Source organism: Agaricicola taiwanensis, assembly GCF_014635245.1.
Lineage (GTDB): Bacteria > Pseudomonadota > Alphaproteobacteria > Rhizobiales > Methylopilaceae > Agaricicola > Agaricicola taiwanensis.
Window position 1 is genome coordinate 252,647 of the sequence record NZ_BMCP01000002.1, and the last position, 14,308, is coordinate 266,954.

Consider the following 14,308-nt stretch of genomic DNA (forward strand, 5'->3'; position numbering starts at 1 on the left):
ATCTTACCTCACCTCATATCGCGAGAAGCTGATCCATCAGATCCTTGACCGCCGTCATGACACGCGCGTTGGCGGCATAGGCGGTCTGGAGCTGAAGCAGCTTTGCCATTTCCTGATCGATATCAACGCCGGATGTCTCGGCGAAACGGTCGCGCAGCGAAGTCAACACCACGCTCTGACCTTCCGCGATACGTGCGGCAAATTCAAAATTCCGGCCCTGCGTCTCGACGATGGAGCGTGCGAAGGCGCTGATCGATCCGCTGAACGGTGTCGTTCCGCCGATGCCCGTGTCGGGCCTGAACAGACGCCCAGCCGCTTCAAAGGCGTCGCGCAGGAACTTGGGACGCGCGGTGTCGCTGTCCAGCGTCGGCACCCAGGGCTCCGAGGTGCCGTCAATGCCGACCGCTTCCGCCACTTCGCCGCTCAGGGTGAGCGTGCGCGTGGTGCTCGTCAGTTCGATGGACAGGGCGTTGAGGGCATCGAAACTGGCCGTGCCATCGGTGCCGAGCGCGGTGTTGAGTGCCGCCAGGAAGGTGGCCTGGTCGGTGAAATCCGTTCCGGACGTCAGGGTGACGGCGCTGCCGCCGCTGAGCTGGAAGGTGAAGGTATCGCCCGGCGTCAGCGCGGCGTAGTCAAAGGCGCTCTCGGCTGTCGTCTCGGCGGGATAGGGGGTGGTCGAGGGCGTCGTCTGATAGATGACGAGGCTGGAGGGGTCCTTGACCACCGCCGGGTTGACGGCGATGCGGCCGGCGAAGCCGAGGCGCTGGGGAATGCCATCGACGTTGCCGGTGTAGACCTGATTGTTGCGGCCGGCATCGACGAAGAGCGGCACCTCAAGACCATCATTGGTCAGCGCCGTGACCGTGATGTCAGCCGAGACGCCGGTCACCGTGGCACTGCCCGATGTGGTGGCGGTCAGGCTGGGATTTTGCGCCGTGCCGCCGAGCGTGACGGTCGGCACGTCAGCCGGCAGGTCGGCATGTCCGGCAAGGGCCGCGTTGATGGCAGCCGCGGTGCCGGCAAGATCGCTGGGGTCGAAGTTGACGCCGATGACGATGTCGTTGGGCGACGCCGTCAGCGCGTTGGTGATGTTGGTCGAGGCCGGGTTGGCGCTGTTGATCAGCGTGACGTTGTAGGTGCGGCCGCCCTGGGTGAAGCTGATGTTCGCGGTGTCGCCGCGCTGCAGCCCCTTAAGGTCGATATCGAAGCCGTCACTGCCGTCGGTGTCGGAGACGGTGCGTGAGCCGAAAGCCTCCGCGAGGCTCGCCGCCAGTTCGTCGACCTGGTTCTGCGCCTCGACCAGGGTCTCGTCGCGCATCTCGCCATAGGCGCGCATCTGGCCCGACTTGACGCCATTGGGTCCGAGAAGATCGATTTCCTCGCCGGCGCCATTCTTGATCACGATGGTGCCGATGGAGCGCGTCTCGGGATCCCTGCTGTAAAGCGTCTCGGGGCTGACCGAGACCTCCTTGTCGAACACCAGTTGAGCCGGGCGACCAGCCTCGTAGAGCGAGATGCCGGTGGTGGTATAGACGGAGATCTGGTCGTTCTCGCGGCTGATGACCTGGATGTCCATGATCTCGGCGAGCTGCGTCAGGGTCGCGTCGCGCTGATCGAGGAGATCGGCGTGCGCGGTGCCCGATGTTACGCTGTTACCGAGCTTGTCCTGAATGCTGGCCAGGTTCTGCAGCAGGTTGTTCGCGTTGAAGGTCAGGTCCGACAGGGCGCTGTTGGCGTCGCTCCGCAGCTGCTGGACCTGATTGGAGATCTGGTTGAGCGACTGCGCCAGAAGCTGGGCATTGGCGATGACGTCGGTGCGTGCCGCGCTTGATTCCGGACTGGTGACCAGAGCATCCAACGACGCGCCGAAGGAATTGACGAAAGAATCCATTGAGCCGTCGGCGCCGGGCGCGCCGAACAGACGCTGCAGCCGGTCGAGCATCGAGGCTCTGGCGTCGGCATAGCCCGCGCCCGCCGTTTCGGTGCGGATCTGGCGCTGGAGGTAGATGTCGATCTCGCGCTGGACGTCGGTGACGCGAACGCCGGTGGTGCTGTTGCCGGAGAGGGAGACCTCCATCCCCAGCGCCTTGCGGGTGTAGCCGGGCGTCTGTGCATTGGCGACATTGTTGGCGACGAGCTCCAGCCCGGACTGCGTGGCGCGCAGGCCGCTGAGGGCGGAACTCAATGTCGTGGTAAGGCCCATGGCTCAACTCCTGACAGATAAGCCCGGCGCGCCCGGACCGGCCGGGCGCGCCGTCATCATCACCGCTTCATGCTCATGACTTCCTGGAGCATCTGGTCGGCGGTCGTCACGATGCGGGTGTTGGCGGCATAGGCCTGCTGCGTGACGATGAGCTTGGTGAACTCGTCGGCGATATCGGTGTTGGAGCCTTCGAGCTGAGAGCCCTGGATCGTGCCATTGGCTGTTGGCACCGGCGCGCCGGAACCGAGCGTCTCGGCGAAAGCACCGCCATCGACGCGCTGGAGCATGTTGTCGGCGTTGAAGGAGACCAGCGGGATTTCGGCGAGGTCGGCCGTCTGCCCGTTGGAGTAGAAGGCCGTTATGCGGTTGCCTTCGATCGTCACGCGCGAGACATCGCCCGCCGCATAGCCGTTCTGGTTCAGTTCAATGGGCTTCAGCTGGCCATTGGGATCGGCGAACTGGGTGATGCCGTTGGTGCCGAAGTTCATCTGCACATCGCCCACAGCGACGCCATCGACCGTGAGGCCGGGAATGGTGACGGAGGCAATCGGCGGGGTGAGCTGCTGGTTCGGGCCGAAGGTGAAGTCGGTGCCCAGGTTCATCCAGGCCGGATCGGTGTTCGCCGGGTCGGAATCCACCTGATAGAACAGGTTCCAGATGTCGGTGCCGCCGGTGTCGGTGCTGTCGACCTTGGCCCAGCGCAGCTGGACGTTCACCGGCGAACCCGCGGGATCATAAACGGTGATGGTGCCGCCGGGGATGGTGCTGTCGGCGAAGCTTTCGACATCCTGGCCGAGCACGACGCCCGTACCGGTGCCGGTGACGGGCGCCTCGGTGCCGGCGGTGAGGCCGAATTCAGCGGCCGCGGTGCCGCCGAGAGTGAAGCTGGCGGTGTTGTTGTCGCCGTTGATGGTGAGGCGGCCGCCGTCGGCGCTGGCGGTGATACCTTCAAGGTTCGCATCACCGTTGATGGCGGCAACGAGATCGTCGAGACTGTTGTACTCACCGGGGTCGTTGCCGATCGTGTAGCTGATCGTGGCACCCGAGCCGACCTGCAGGGTCAGCGTGTTGTTGTCGGTGATATCTCCCGCGATGAGATCGGCGGGGTCGCCGAGGATGAGGCCGGGACCGCTGGTCGCCGGGCTGCGGCTTGCGGTGGCGGTGCGCGGATCCTGGCTGAAGCCTGCCGGGTTCAGCAGTTCGCTGTTTGGCGTGTTCGGATTGTCGAGGGCGTTCTGGGTCGACGGCACCAGCGGCAGGTTCGCACGATAGGCAATAGTGGTGGTGGTGCGGGCGGGCATCACGGCGTTGGAGAGACGCAGCACCTGGGGCACGTTGGCGGAGGTGTTGCCCGTCGTCGGATCGACCGGCAGCGTCATCAGGTAATAGCCGGCGCCATTGACGAGAAAGCCGTCCTTGTCGATCTCGAAGTCGCCGCGGCGGGTAAAGAGATTGCTGCCGCCGAACACCGGGGTGCCGTCAGCCGAACTCGTGGCCTTGCCGACGGTGAAGTAGCCGTCGCCGTTGATGGCCATGTGGGTCTCGATGGGCGACGGGATCATGTCGCCCTGGACATTGTTGGTGGAGCGGCTGAAGGAGGTGACCGAGCCGGCGACCTGGCGCTGCGAACTGCCGCTCGGGATCAGATCCGAGAAGCTGGTGTCCTGCCGCTTGAAGGCGGTCGTCTGCGAGTTCGCGATGTTGCCGGAGATATTCTCCAGCGAATAGGACTGCGACCTCAAGCCGGTTACCGCGGTCGACAGTGCTCCGAGAATGCCCATTCGTGTCTCCTGCACGCTACAGATGTCACCGGCATCGGCGCCGGCCTCGTGCAGATGATTGCAACTGGGATGCCAACTCGAACTTCCCTAGAAATTCTTGGCGTTAACGTGCCGGAAACCATGCATTTCCTGCAGGATTCAAACTATCTGCCCGGCAAGATCTGCCGCGCGTCCGTGGTTTTCCGGTCACGGTTAACAGCGCCGCAAAAAGGCCACCATCAATGCCGGGTTTCGCCATGCGCGCGGCGAACCAGCGCCCGATTGAGACAGCTTTATGGGTTCCCGAGACGTTGCATTAACGACGACGAGAGACCCTATGATCACCTTCAGCCGGATAGCCCGTCGCTTTATTCCCCTTGCCGCCGTCGTTACGGTGACTGCGGGCCTTGCCTGCGCCGTGGCGGACCGCACCCCGGCGGAAGCCATGCCCGCGCCGGCCTATCAGGACCTGACCAGCTTCAGTGTCGAACCGAGCAAGGTGCAGAAGGCGCAGTGGAAGCTGCAGATGCCGCACAACCTGCAAAATTCCACAAGGGACACCGAAACAGTGACGGCCAGGTTTATTGGCGTGGGAGCGCTGGCCCTCGCTCTTGCGGGCGCCTTTGCCCTTGTCCTGATGATGTTTGACCATATGATGCGCCGGCCCAACGGTCCGCGCCGTAACTCGTGAACGGCAAGGCGCTGGCCATGATCGGCCTCCGCGCTACATGATCGCGGGAAATCAAACAGCATGAGGACGCCCAAACGATGCGCTACAGCCGCTTCCCATTGATTGCCGGCTTGTTTGCCTTGGGTGCGACGGGTGCCCTGGCGCAGACAGCGGTGAAAGTGGAAACGGTCGCAGACGGGTTGGAGAACCCTTGGGGCTTGGCCTTCCTGCCGGACGGACGCATGCTGGTGACGGAAAAGGCTGGGCGCCTGCGTATTGCGGCGTCCGATGGCTCTCTCACAGAGGCCATAGCCGGTGTGCCGGAGGTGATGGCGTCGGGGCAGGGCGGTCTTCTGGATGTCGCCATAGATCCCGATTTCAAGACCAATCGTCTCGTCTATCTTTCCTATGCCGAAGCAGCCAAGAGCGTCGCGGGAACCGCTGTCGCGCGCGGTACACTGTCGGAAGATGGTTCCCGGCTCGATGATGTGCAGGTGATCTTCCGCCAGGAGCCGAAGGTCGAGGGGCGGGGCCACTTTGGGTCGCGCCTCGCCTTTGCGCCCGATGGCACCCTCTTCATCACGGTCGGTGACCGACAGGGCTTTCGGGACGAGGCGCAGAAAACGACCAGCCACATCGGTAAAGTGATGCGGATCAATGCTGACGGGTCGGTGCCGAAGGATAATCCTTTCGTTGGCCAGGAAGGTGCCAAGTCCGAGATCTGGTCCATCGGCCATCGCAATGTGCAGGCGGCGGCGATCAATCCCGCGACGGGCAAGCTCTGGACCGTTGAGCATGGCTCGCGCGGCGGCGATGAGATCAACGATCCGGAAGCCGGCAAGAACTACGGCTGGCCAGTCATCAGCTACGGAGTGGAATATTCCGGTGCCAAGATCGGCGTGGGCACGGCAAAGGAAGGGATGGAGCAGCCCATCTACTACTGGGATCCGTCCATCGCGCCATCGGGCATGGCTTTCTACACCGGCGATCTTTTTCCGGAATGGAAGGGCAGCCTTTTCGTCGGCGCGCTCAAGGGCCAGCATCTCGCCAGGCTTCAGCTCGACGGCGAGAAGATCGTACGCGAGGAAAAGCTAATCGAAAATGTGGGCGACCGCATCCGCGACGTTCGGCAGGGCCCGGATGGAGCGCTTTACGTCCTGACGGATGAGTCAAAAGGCCGCATTCTGAGGCTCACGCCCGGCGATTGAAGCGGCCCTCTGCGACGGCAGGCTCGATGCGGAGGAAGATATGCGCGGCGCAAATCTTCAATCCGGCAAAATCAGCTTGCCTGCTGCACCGGCTCGCCCGGCGTTGCGGAGTCGCGCAGACCCGCGGCAATCTCGCGGTTGAGAGCGATCAAGGGTTCGATCTTTTCCACCGCGAAGACAACCTCAGCGGAAAGAGTCCGCTTGATGATGAAACCGCCCAAATTGGCGAGATTCTGCTTGATTTCCACCGGAAGCGGATTGTCCGGACGGGTGATCGAAGACAGGAGCACCGCCCAGAGACGGCGGGTATAGATGAGGGCTTCGGCAATGCCACCCGCGTCGCTGACACGCCCATCGCAGACGGCCTGAAGCTTGGAGGCCGCTCGCAAAAGAAGCTGTGATTCCAGCTCACGAGGGCTTGCTGTCTTCTGTGCCGTTCTGGCGTAGGCCTGCATCGCGCTGTGCATGATTAAGGAGCTCCGCTTCATGGGCGATCAGATCCTTCGCCGCCCGCAATGCTTTGTATAGGCTGCCGGTTAAGATCGAATTATTAATTTCGTCCAGAATGGGCAGACTTGATGGCACCGCCATCATGAAGTCTCGGATCAGCTCGAAATAGATACCGTGGTGTTCGCGTGGGTTCCGCGCGAGGTACATGAGCTGAACGGCGAGGTAGATCCGCTTGGCCGGAGTGTTGGCGGCATCCGCGGTCATGATGTCCTTTTCCCGCAGTATCGGCACATCGCCATCCACGGTGAGCCGCGTGCGGCTGGGACCATTGGTCACGACGGCCGCGCCGATGATGATGCGCTCGTCGGGCTTGAGCTGAACCTTTAGCGACATCGCGAATACTCCTTTTTCCGTAGCTGTATCGCTATCAGATTCGGGCAAGACGCGCGTTGTTGCCGTTGCAACTTTGGGTGGCTGCACCCTGAAGTAGTTGGACCGCGTGGGAATGAGCTTCGACGCGGGGCAAATAAAAAGGCCGGCGAATTGCTCCGCCGGCCAGGATCGATCGAGGGGATGATCGATCAGAAGAGACGCAGAACAGCCTGGTCGGCCTGGGACGACAGCGAGAGAGCCGTGGTCGAAAGCTGCTGGCGGGTCTGAAGCGCGAGAGCGTTCGCGCCTTCCTCGTTGGTGTCGGCGAGCGTGAGGTTCGCGGCACCGGTGTCGAGGACGTTGATCAGTTCCTTCGTGAAGTTCTGACGGGTCTCGACGATCGAGAGGTTCGAACCGAACTTGGACGCCTGCGAACGCAGGGAGCCGAGAGCGGCATCGAGCTTGCCGATGACGTTGTTGACCGACTGCGAGTCACGGAAGTCGCTTTCCGTGATGTCGTTGAGGCCGAGACCTTCAGCGTCGAAGCTCACGCCCTTGATGTCGAGCTTGGACGAACCGTTCTCGTTGAAGACCACCGAAAGGTCGTCGCCGGCGAGGAGGTTGATGCCGTTGTAGCTCGAGTCAGAAGCCAGAACATTGATCTGCTTCAGAAGGTCATTGTAGTCCTTGACGAAGGCCTTGCGGCTCTCGTCGCCCGCGCCGCCGAAGGTGGCCGGGGTGCTTTCCTTGGTCGTGCCGGTCGCGGAGGTGAAGGCAGCGTCGGTGCCGGTCGCTCCGAGAGCCGTTCCTTCGATTTCGAAGGTCTGGCCGGCGGCCGCGTTGGTCGACTGGATCTTGAGAGAGCCATTGACCACCAGGGCTTCCACCGCAACGCCAGCGTCGCCGAAGGCCTGGTTCAGGGCAGCGATCGAGTTGACCTGGTCTTCACCCACGCCGAAGCTCACCGTCACCGTACGCTCGTCGCTGGTGCCCTGGCCGGTGGTGACCGTCAGGGACTTGCCGTCGAGGTTGTTGGAGTAGGTGCTGCTCAGTCCGAGCTGCTCGAGCGGGCCGGCGGTATCAGCCGGATCGTAGGCCGGGACTGTCGTTCCGTTGTCGATGCCAAGCGCGGCGGCGCCGGTACCTGCAACACTAAAGGACTGTCCGTCGTCACGGGCGATCTTGAGCTGGTTGTCGCTGTCGAAGGAGACAGTGAAACCGTTGGCCGTCAAGGTGCTCGTAAGATCAGCGATGGTGGAGGTGCCATCGATCGTATAGGTGGCGCTGTCACCATCCTCGGCAACGAGATTGATTTCGCCGGCGAGGGCCTGCAGAGCAGCGTCGTCAGCAACAGCCACCGTGCCGGAGACCTGCGAGGTGCCCGGAGGAGGAGCGGTGAAGCTACCACCCTGAGAGGCTGCAACGAAGGTGCCGTTGGTGATGCCAAGATCGGTGGCGGCGGTGCCGGACACCGTGAAGGACTGGCCGTCCTCACGACCGACGCGGAGCTGGTTGTCCGTGTCGAATTCTGCCGAGAAGCCGTTTGCATTGAGGGCCGTCAGCAGATCCTCTTTGGTGGAGGTGGCGGTCAGCGTGATCGTGGAGGTATCACCATCCTCGGCCACAAGGGTCAATTCCTTGTCGGTCGCGAAGAGAGCCTGCAGAGCAGCATCGTCAGCCACGGCCACGGTGCCGGTTGTTTCGGACGGACCAGCTGCGAGGTCGGCGGCGCCACCCTTGTAGTTGATCTGAACGCCGGTGCCGTCAGCAGACGTGATTTCCAGCTTGCCGGTGTCGGTGAGACGGGCGGCGAGACCGGAGACCGAGTTGATTTGATCGATCACGTCACCAACCGTCGCGGCATTGCCCGGAGCCGCGCCCACGGTGATCGTGGTGGCAGCGCCGTTCGCCGTGGCGATGGTGATGGAACCTTCATTGAGCGTCTTGTCGAGCGTCAGGCCAGCCTTGGTGCCGGTCACCTTGTTGGTGGTGCCGGTGAGGGCATCGGCGCTGATGCCGGTCAGGGCATTGGAGGTGACCGAAGGCTTTTGCGTATAGGCGACCGGTGCCTGAAGGGCCTGGCGGGCGGTAGCCTTAGCGCTTTCCACCAGCTTGGTCAGACCGGAGATGCCCGTGTCGGCGGCCTTGAGAGCCTGCACCGAGTTGGACACGCTGTCCAGAAGCGACGACAGGTCGCTGGAACGGGCGGTCAACGAGGAAGCGGTGAAGAAGTTGGTCGGGTTGTCGAGTGCCGAATTGACCTTTTTGCCGGTGGCAAGACGCTCCTGCGTCCGTCCGAGCAGGTCGGCCGTGTTCTGCAACGACAGAAGGTTGTTGCGAACGGCATTCGAGAGAGTGATATCAGATGCCATGTTGTAGTCTCCAATCCTAGGAGCTGAAGGAAATAAGCTTCCGTCCTGGAAGCCGGCGGCACCTTCACACGCGAGGCTCTAACAAGCTTTTAACGGCGCCCGTCAAAAATTCGCCGATGAGCGCTCAATGAGAGATCAACTTGCGAAACTGGGTTTAGACTTAACGAAGACTTATCCCGTTGATTATACCCGGCGTTCGACGTGGGCGATCTGGTCCTGGGGCGCGGCGTCGGCAATCTCCTCGCTGGTCGAGGATTCCGTTGCCACATAAGCGCGGATCTTCATCATGGTTTCGTTGGGAAACTGACTGATGAGATCCCCCTCGCCATCGATGGTCTTATAGACGAAGTCATTGGTTGATTCGTCCACCTCGACCTTGACCTCGCGTGTTGCTTGTCGGCGGGCCTCGGCAGGGAGTTGCGAGGGTGTGCCGTGCATGACGGCGCTGCGTGCGCGAGGATCGGTTCCACCAGGGGGCATGCCCTGGCTGCTGCTGATCATGGCGACGCTTTTCTCCTGAGGGAGGTCGGTGGTCACGCTCTGCTGCGACGGCGTGAGATCTGTCCGCGTCGGGGGCAGCGGCGGCATTGCCTTGGTGGGATAGGCGGCGTCCATGACGGCCTCCACGATGGGTTGGCTGCAAACGTTCTGTCTGCAGCGGCTCGTGGAAAAGCCTTGGCATAGGCCAATTAAGACAAGTCTAAAATTTATAGTGAATAAACGATTTTTTTACTTCTGATAACTTGCGGTGTCGCGCCTGGAGCTGTGGTCTTAAAGACGAACTCTAAAGGCTTCGTGAAACCGACAGGGGGGCTGCCTGCGCTTTGTTGCTCGCGGTGCCGGAGGCGCCATAGGTGGCAGGTCCCTGGTGCTGCTGGCCCACGCGGCTGGCGACCGTGCGCATGATATCTTCAGCGACAGCGCGAGCCGTTCCGAGCACTGCGAGATTGACTTCAAGATCGGCCTGGAAGTTTTCGTGACGGCTGCGCAAGTCCGCAATCGACTGCGGAGCGAGAGAGGAGATGCGCTCTGAATGACGGCGCACAAGCTCTATGTGACGCTGATATTCTCCCGCAAGCACACGCTTTTCCTCCTCGAGGCCAGCGGCTTCGACAAGGCGCGATGCACGCATGAGCTCGGTCTCGCGCTGCACGATGAGATGCAGGCGTTCCACCGTGTCGGAGATCTGCCGCAGAACGCTTTCAGCGTCGAGGGCGCTCTCGATGGCGGGTTGTTGTTGCTCGGTCGCGGACATCTGATGCATGGGGGCGTGGGTCATTGTGATCCTGCTGCTTCCTGAATGGCGAGCAATTCGCGGTAGACGGTATCTCCGATGCCGACGCCTCCCGCTGCGGTGATTTCGCGAGCGTAGGCATCGGTGAGGAACTTGCGCCAGGATTCGGTCTGTTCACCGGATCCCATGGGACCTTCACCCTCCAGCCCGGAAAACATCTGCGCCAGGACGGTGGACAGGAAGACCTGCTCAAACTCCTGAGAGGCTCCCTTTGCCTTCTGCTGCGCGGGAGTGAGGTTCTTGGAGACTGGCAGTGCTCCAAAGATGTCTGTCGGTCCGCTTCCCGGCAGCATCGCCATCACATCACCTCGATCTCGGCCTGAAGGGCACCGGCGGCTTTGATAGCCTGGAGAATGCCGATCAGGTCACGCGGGCTGATGCCGAGCGAATTCAGTCCGTCGACGAGCTGCTGCAGGGTGATGCCCTGCTTGACGACCGCGAGCTGCCGGGCGTCCTCCTGCACTGTGATCGTGGTGTTGGGCACCACCACCGTCGTGCCATCGGAGAAGGGTTCGGGTTGGCTGACCTGCGGCTGCTCGCTGATGGTGACGGTGAGGTTGCCCTGGGCCACCGCGACGGTGGAGACGCGGACGTCGCGCCCCATGACGATGATGCCGGAGCGCTCGTCGATAACGATCTTGGCGGGAATATCGGGAACCACACGCAATTGCTCAATCTCGGTGAGCAGCTGAATGATGTTGCCTTCATATTTCGGGGGCAGGGTCAGTTGCAGCGTGCCGGGGTCCACGGGCTCGGCGGCGCCGGAGCCGACGTAGTCATTGATGGCGGCGGCCATCCGGCGCGCTGTGGTGAAATCGGGATTGCGCAGCGAAAGCCGCACCGATGTCATCCGGCCGAGCGAGAAGTCGATCTCGCGCTCCACCAAGCCACCGTTTGAGATGCGCCCGGCGGTCGGCACACCGCGCACGATGGTGGCGGCACTGCCCTCCGCGTTGAAGCCAATCACCGCCACCGGCCCCTGCGCCACCGAATAGACCTCGCCATTGGCGCCCATAAGAGGGGTGACCAACAGGCTGCCGCCCTGAAGGCTGGTTGCGTCACCAAGCGCGGAGACGGTCACATCGATGCGGGTGCCCTGGGTCGCGAAGGGGGGCAGGTTCGCCGTGACCATGACTGCGGCGACATTCTTCGTGCGCAAGGTCGCGCCGCGGGTATTGACGCCGAGCCGCTCCAGCATGGAGGTCAGGCTTTGCCGCGTGAAGGGCGAGGCATTGAGGCTGTCGCCGGTGCCGTTGAGGCCAACGACCAGTCCATAGCCTATCAGCTGGTTCTCGCGGACGCCCTCGACATCAATGAGATCCTTGATGCGCGACGCTTCCACACCTGGATTTCCTCCGCCGAAGGGGGCGTAGGGGCTTTCCAGCTTGGCGATGAAGGGCGCGCTGCCGGGCGTCAGCCCCGCAAGCGTTTCTTCCCTGCCGCCATAGGTAGGTGGCTTGGGACCGCCCAGCGGCGGCTGAGACGGCGCCGAGGCGCCGGGACCGCGATAGTTCTCGCTCGGGCCGTCGGCAAGCGCCGGCACGCTGGCGGTGGCCAGCGCGATATTGGCAATGACGACAATGATCTTGTGATAGGCAAAACGCATCAGGATCCAACTCCCCTTGGCTCCAGCCTTGGTATATGCAGGGACCGTGCCGGTTTGACTGTCCTAACTAACTTGCTGGTTTTACTTTTAAATTTCTGACGGGCAGATCGGCGGCGGCCACCTGCGGGCGGACAGGACTGCCGGTTGCCCGGCAGGATTTGCCGATGTTAATGGGTGGTTAACGGCTATCGCCCAGCCTCCCATCGAGAAAGACGCGGTCAGCACCCATGCGAATCACTGGACCTCAACGCCCCAACACTGCCGGTGCCGGCAACGGCCCGCGCAAAACCGCTTCGGGGTCGGGCTTCTCTCTGCCTGACGCGGAGGGTGTGCGTTCGGCGGGAGGGGCGGGGGCACCGCGGGCGATCGCCGATGTATCCTCTCTTCTGGCTTTGCAGATGGTAGATACGGCCGATCCGGTGCAGCAGCGCAAGGGCCGCATGGTCAGACGGGGGCGCCGGCTTCTTGATGCGCTCGATGGATTGAAGGTCGCGCTGCTGGACGGCCAGGTGGATGTGGGGCGTCTCGCCGATCTACAGGCGGCCGTTGATGAGGCGCGGGAGGGCACGGACGACCCCACACTTGAGGCGCTGCTGGATGCAGTCGAGCTGCGCGCCCGTGTGGAACTGGCGAAACTTCAACAGGCGGCATCCAGATAAGGCCAAGTGTTTGCAGTGACTTAGGGTGCTTCAATTAATTCTGATTTGAACCCGGCTGCGTCCCGCGCTGAGATATTATCGTAAAGATTGTGCAGTTAATGATCGCTGGATATATATCCGCCAATCGAATGGGGCCGCTGGTGACTGTCGTATTCGGTCCCATGGTGTGCCGTGACAAGCGGGTGAGCATGACGGACGTTATTGATCAAGAGTATCATCCCAGCGAGGATGAGCCTTTCATGAATGAGCGTCAGCGTGAATATTTTCGCGCCAAGCTCCTCCAGTGGAAAGAGGACATCCTGCGCGAGAGCCGGGAGACGCTTGAGCATCTGCAGGACGAAAATCAGAATCATCCCGATCTTGTGGATCGGGCTTCGTCAGAAACCGACCGGGCCATCGAGCTTCGGGCTCGTGATCGGCAACGCAAACTGATCTCCAAGATCGACGCCGCCATCAAGCGGATCGACGACGGCAGCTACGGCTATTGCGAGGAGACGGGTGAACCCATCTCCCTTAAGCGGCTGGATGCCCGCCCCATCGCGACGCTGTCGATCGAGGCGCAGGAACGCCACGAACGTCGCGAGCGCGTTTATCGGGACGAGTGACCCATAAAAAAGGCGACCCACGGGCCGCCTTTTTCGTATTGGAGAGGAAGGTCAGACTGCCGCGCGCTTGTCCTTGATCGCCAAGCGCGCCAGAAGGTAGTCGACCTCCGCTCGCCCGGCCGCGCTGAGAGACGAGCCGGGCTTGCGCTGTGCGTCGTGGGCAATGATGCCGCGCTTGGCCATGACATACTTCCGGACTGCCAGGCCCACGCCCTGCTGCTGCTCGTAGCGCGCCAGCGGCAGATGGGCATCGAAGAGGTCATGGGCATCTTCGCGGCGCCCTTCCTTGGACAGCCGCACCACGTCGACCAGCATGTCGGGGAACGCATAGCCGGTCATGGCGCCATCCGCGCCGCGTTCCATCTCGAAATCCAGGAACAGGCCGCCGTTGCCGGTGAGAATGGAGATCGGACGCATGGAGCCGTCCTTCTCAAAGCCGCGCAAGGTTGAAATCTTCTCCAGGCCCGGCCAGTCCTCATGCTTCAGCATCACACAGGAGGGCAGGTCCTGGATGATCCGGCGGATGACGCCGGGTGTCATTTGCACCGACAGCGTGAGTGGGTAGTCCTGCAGTACCCACGGGATGTCGGAGCCAATGGCCTCAATGGCCTGTTTGAAATAGGTGACGATCTGATCGTCGGTGCGCAGCGAGGGGATGGGGGCGATCATGACGCCTGCGGCGCCCGCATCCATGGCCTTGCGGGCCAGGCTGCGCATGGCGGCGAAGCCCGGAGCGGAAACCCCAACCACCACCTGGAGCTTGTCGGCGCGCTTGATGACCTGGGACGCAACGGCGATGGCTTCGTCGGCGTCCAGCTTCGGCGCCTCGCCCATGATGCCGAGTACGGTGATGCCGCTGCAGCCAACCTCGGTGTAGAAGTCGCACATGCTGTCGACCGACTTCACGTCAATTCCGCCTTCGGGGTCGAAGGGCGTTGGTGCGATGGCAAAGGTGCCTTCGGCTTTGTTGGTCAGTTGCATCAGATGGGCGTCCTGGGTCAATGAGGGGGGGGGCGGAGCGGGGATAGCCGTCCACGAGAAATGATTGTGTACAATGCGTGGGTGGGGCTGTCAAACCAACGACCCCCGGCCGTTCTTGCAAAAATTCT

General features: G+C 62.4%; 14 protein-coding genes. 4 read left to right on the plus strand and 10 right to left on the minus strand.

What is annotated here, in order from left to right; translation table 11 throughout:
- Positions 1–13: 13 nt before the first annotated feature.
- Together flgK and IEV58_RS08675 are read right to left on the minus strand one after the other, a co-directional pair.
- Positions 14–2,203, minus strand: coding sequence for a flagellar hook-associated protein FlgK (gene flgK / locus IEV58_RS08670; protein WP_188409346.1), 2,190 nt, complete (start codon positions 2,201–2,203; stop codon positions 14–16).
- Positions 2,204–2,262: 59 nt separating this feature from the next.
- Positions 2,263–3,984, minus strand: coding sequence for a flagellar hook-basal body complex protein (locus IEV58_RS08675; RefSeq protein WP_188409347.1), 1,722 nt, complete (start codon positions 3,982–3,984; stop codon positions 2,263–2,265).
- Between the two features lie 316 nt (positions 3,985–4,300).
- On the opposite strand from IEV58_RS08675, the gene IEV58_RS08680 reads away from it, so the two are divergent.
- Both IEV58_RS08680 and IEV58_RS08685 read left to right on the plus strand, forming a co-directional pair.
- Entirely contained in the window at positions 4,301–4,654 is a 354-nt protein-coding gene (locus IEV58_RS08680) for a hypothetical protein (protein ID WP_188409348.1), read from the plus strand.
- A 77-nt stretch (positions 4,655–4,731) separates the two neighbouring features.
- Positions 4,732–5,841, plus strand: a complete 1,110-nt coding sequence (locus IEV58_RS08685) for a PQQ-dependent sugar dehydrogenase (RefSeq protein ID WP_188409349.1) — start codon at positions 4,732–4,734, stop codon at positions 5,839–5,841.
- Positions 5,842–5,912: 71 nt separating this feature from the next.
- Here IEV58_RS08685 and flaF read toward each other — a convergent pair whose 3' ends face one another.
- From flaF to IEV58_RS08720, 7 genes are all read right to left on the minus strand, one after another.
- On the minus strand, positions 5,913–6,308 hold the full coding sequence (flaF, locus tag IEV58_RS08690; RefSeq protein WP_229729300.1) for a flagellar biosynthesis regulator FlaF: 396 nt from the start codon (positions 6,306–6,308) through the stop codon (positions 5,913–5,915).
- Positions 6,250–6,732: a flagellar biosynthesis repressor FlbT gene (gene flbT / locus IEV58_RS08695; RefSeq protein WP_229729301.1), complete on the minus strand. Its 483-nt coding sequence runs from the start codon at positions 6,730–6,732 to the stop codon at positions 6,250–6,252. Before flbT ends, flaF begins: the two co-directional genes overlap by 59 nt.
- Before the next feature lie 140 nt (positions 6,733–6,872).
- Entirely contained in the window at positions 6,873–9,035 is a 2,163-nt protein-coding gene (locus IEV58_RS08700; RefSeq protein WP_188409351.1) for a flagellin N-terminal helical domain-containing protein, read from the minus strand.
- A 183-nt stretch (positions 9,036–9,218) separates the two neighbouring features.
- Complete coding sequence (locus tag IEV58_RS08705) at positions 9,219–9,650, minus strand: hypothetical protein (protein WP_188409352.1); 432 nt, start codon at positions 9,648–9,650, stop codon at positions 9,219–9,221.
- Positions 9,651–9,819: 169 nt separating this feature from the next.
- Complete coding sequence (locus IEV58_RS08710; RefSeq protein WP_188409353.1) at positions 9,820–10,314, minus strand: hypothetical protein; 495 nt, start codon at positions 10,312–10,314, stop codon at positions 9,820–9,822.
- A complete protein-coding gene (locus IEV58_RS08715; protein ID WP_229729302.1) occupies positions 10,311–10,628 on the minus strand; it encodes a rod-binding protein in 318 nt (105 codons plus the stop codon). The genes IEV58_RS08710 and IEV58_RS08715 overlap by 4 nt, the downstream gene beginning before the upstream one ends.
- Positions 10,628–11,935 (minus strand): flagellar basal body P-ring protein FlgI, encoded by a 1,308-nt coding sequence (locus IEV58_RS08720; protein ID WP_188409354.1) that lies wholly within the window; start codon positions 11,933–11,935, stop codon positions 10,628–10,630. The genes IEV58_RS08715 and IEV58_RS08720 overlap by 1 nt, the downstream gene beginning before the upstream one ends.
- A 227-nt stretch (positions 11,936–12,162) precedes the next feature.
- On the opposite strand from IEV58_RS08720, the gene IEV58_RS08725 reads away from it, so the two are divergent.
- Both IEV58_RS08725 and dksA read left to right on the plus strand, forming a co-directional pair.
- Positions 12,163–12,594, plus strand: a complete 432-nt coding sequence (locus IEV58_RS08725; protein ID WP_188409355.1) for a flagellar assembly protein FliX — start codon at positions 12,163–12,165, stop codon at positions 12,592–12,594.
- A 188-nt stretch (positions 12,595–12,782) separates the two neighbouring features.
- Positions 12,783–13,199 (plus strand): RNA polymerase-binding protein DksA, encoded by a 417-nt coding sequence (gene dksA, locus IEV58_RS08730; RefSeq protein WP_188409356.1) that lies wholly within the window; start codon positions 12,783–12,785, stop codon positions 13,197–13,199.
- Between the two features lie 51 nt (positions 13,200–13,250).
- Here the strand turns inward: dksA and IEV58_RS08735 are convergent, their stop codons facing one another.
- Positions 13,251–14,180, minus strand: a complete 930-nt coding sequence (locus IEV58_RS08735) for a dihydrodipicolinate synthase family protein (protein WP_188409357.1) — start codon at positions 14,178–14,180, stop codon at positions 13,251–13,253.
- Positions 14,181–14,308: the final 128 nt, after the last annotated feature.

Bases quoted from the DNA above. Each gene is read 5' to 3' on its own strand.
- flaF (WP_229729300.1), bottom strand. From the start codon at position 6,308: ATGCACAGCGCGATGCAGGCCTACGCCAGAACGGCACAGAAGACAGCA.
- dksA (WP_188409356.1), top strand. From the start codon at position 12,783: ATGACGGACGTTATTGATCAAGAGTATCATCCCAGCGAGGATGAGCCT.
- IEV58_RS08735 (WP_188409357.1), bottom strand. From the start codon at position 14,180: ATGCAACTGACCAACAAAGCCGAAGGCACCTTTGCCATCGCACCAACG.
- IEV58_RS08685 (WP_188409349.1), top strand. From the start codon at position 4,732: ATGCGCTACAGCCGCTTCCCATTGATTGCCGGCTTGTTTGCCTTGGGT.
- IEV58_RS08700 (WP_188409351.1), bottom strand. From the start codon at position 9,035: ATGGCATCTGATATCACTCTCTCGAATGCCGTTCGCAACAACCTTCTG.
- IEV58_RS08725 (WP_188409355.1), top strand. From the start codon at position 12,163: ATGCGAATCACTGGACCTCAACGCCCCAACACTGCCGGTGCCGGCAAC.
- IEV58_RS08715 (WP_229729302.1), bottom strand. From the start codon at position 10,628: ATGGCGATGCTGCCGGGAAGCGGACCGACAGACATCTTTGGAGCACTG.
- IEV58_RS08710 (WP_188409353.1), bottom strand. From the start codon at position 10,314: ATGACCCACGCCCCCATGCATCAGATGTCCGCGACCGAGCAACAACAA.
- IEV58_RS08675 (WP_188409347.1), bottom strand. From the start codon at position 3,984: ATGGGCATTCTCGGAGCACTGTCGACCGCGGTAACCGGCTTGAGGTCG.
- IEV58_RS08705 (WP_188409352.1), bottom strand. From the start codon at position 9,650: ATGGACGCCGCCTATCCCACCAAGGCAATGCCGCCGCTGCCCCCGACG.
- flgK (WP_188409346.1), bottom strand. From the start codon at position 2,203: ATGGGCCTTACCACGACATTGAGTTCCGCCCTCAGCGGCCTGCGCGCC.
- IEV58_RS08680 (WP_188409348.1), top strand. From the start codon at position 4,301: ATGATCACCTTCAGCCGGATAGCCCGTCGCTTTATTCCCCTTGCCGCC.
- IEV58_RS08720 (WP_188409354.1), bottom strand. From the start codon at position 11,935: ATGCGTTTTGCCTATCACAAGATCATTGTCGTCATTGCCAATATCGCG.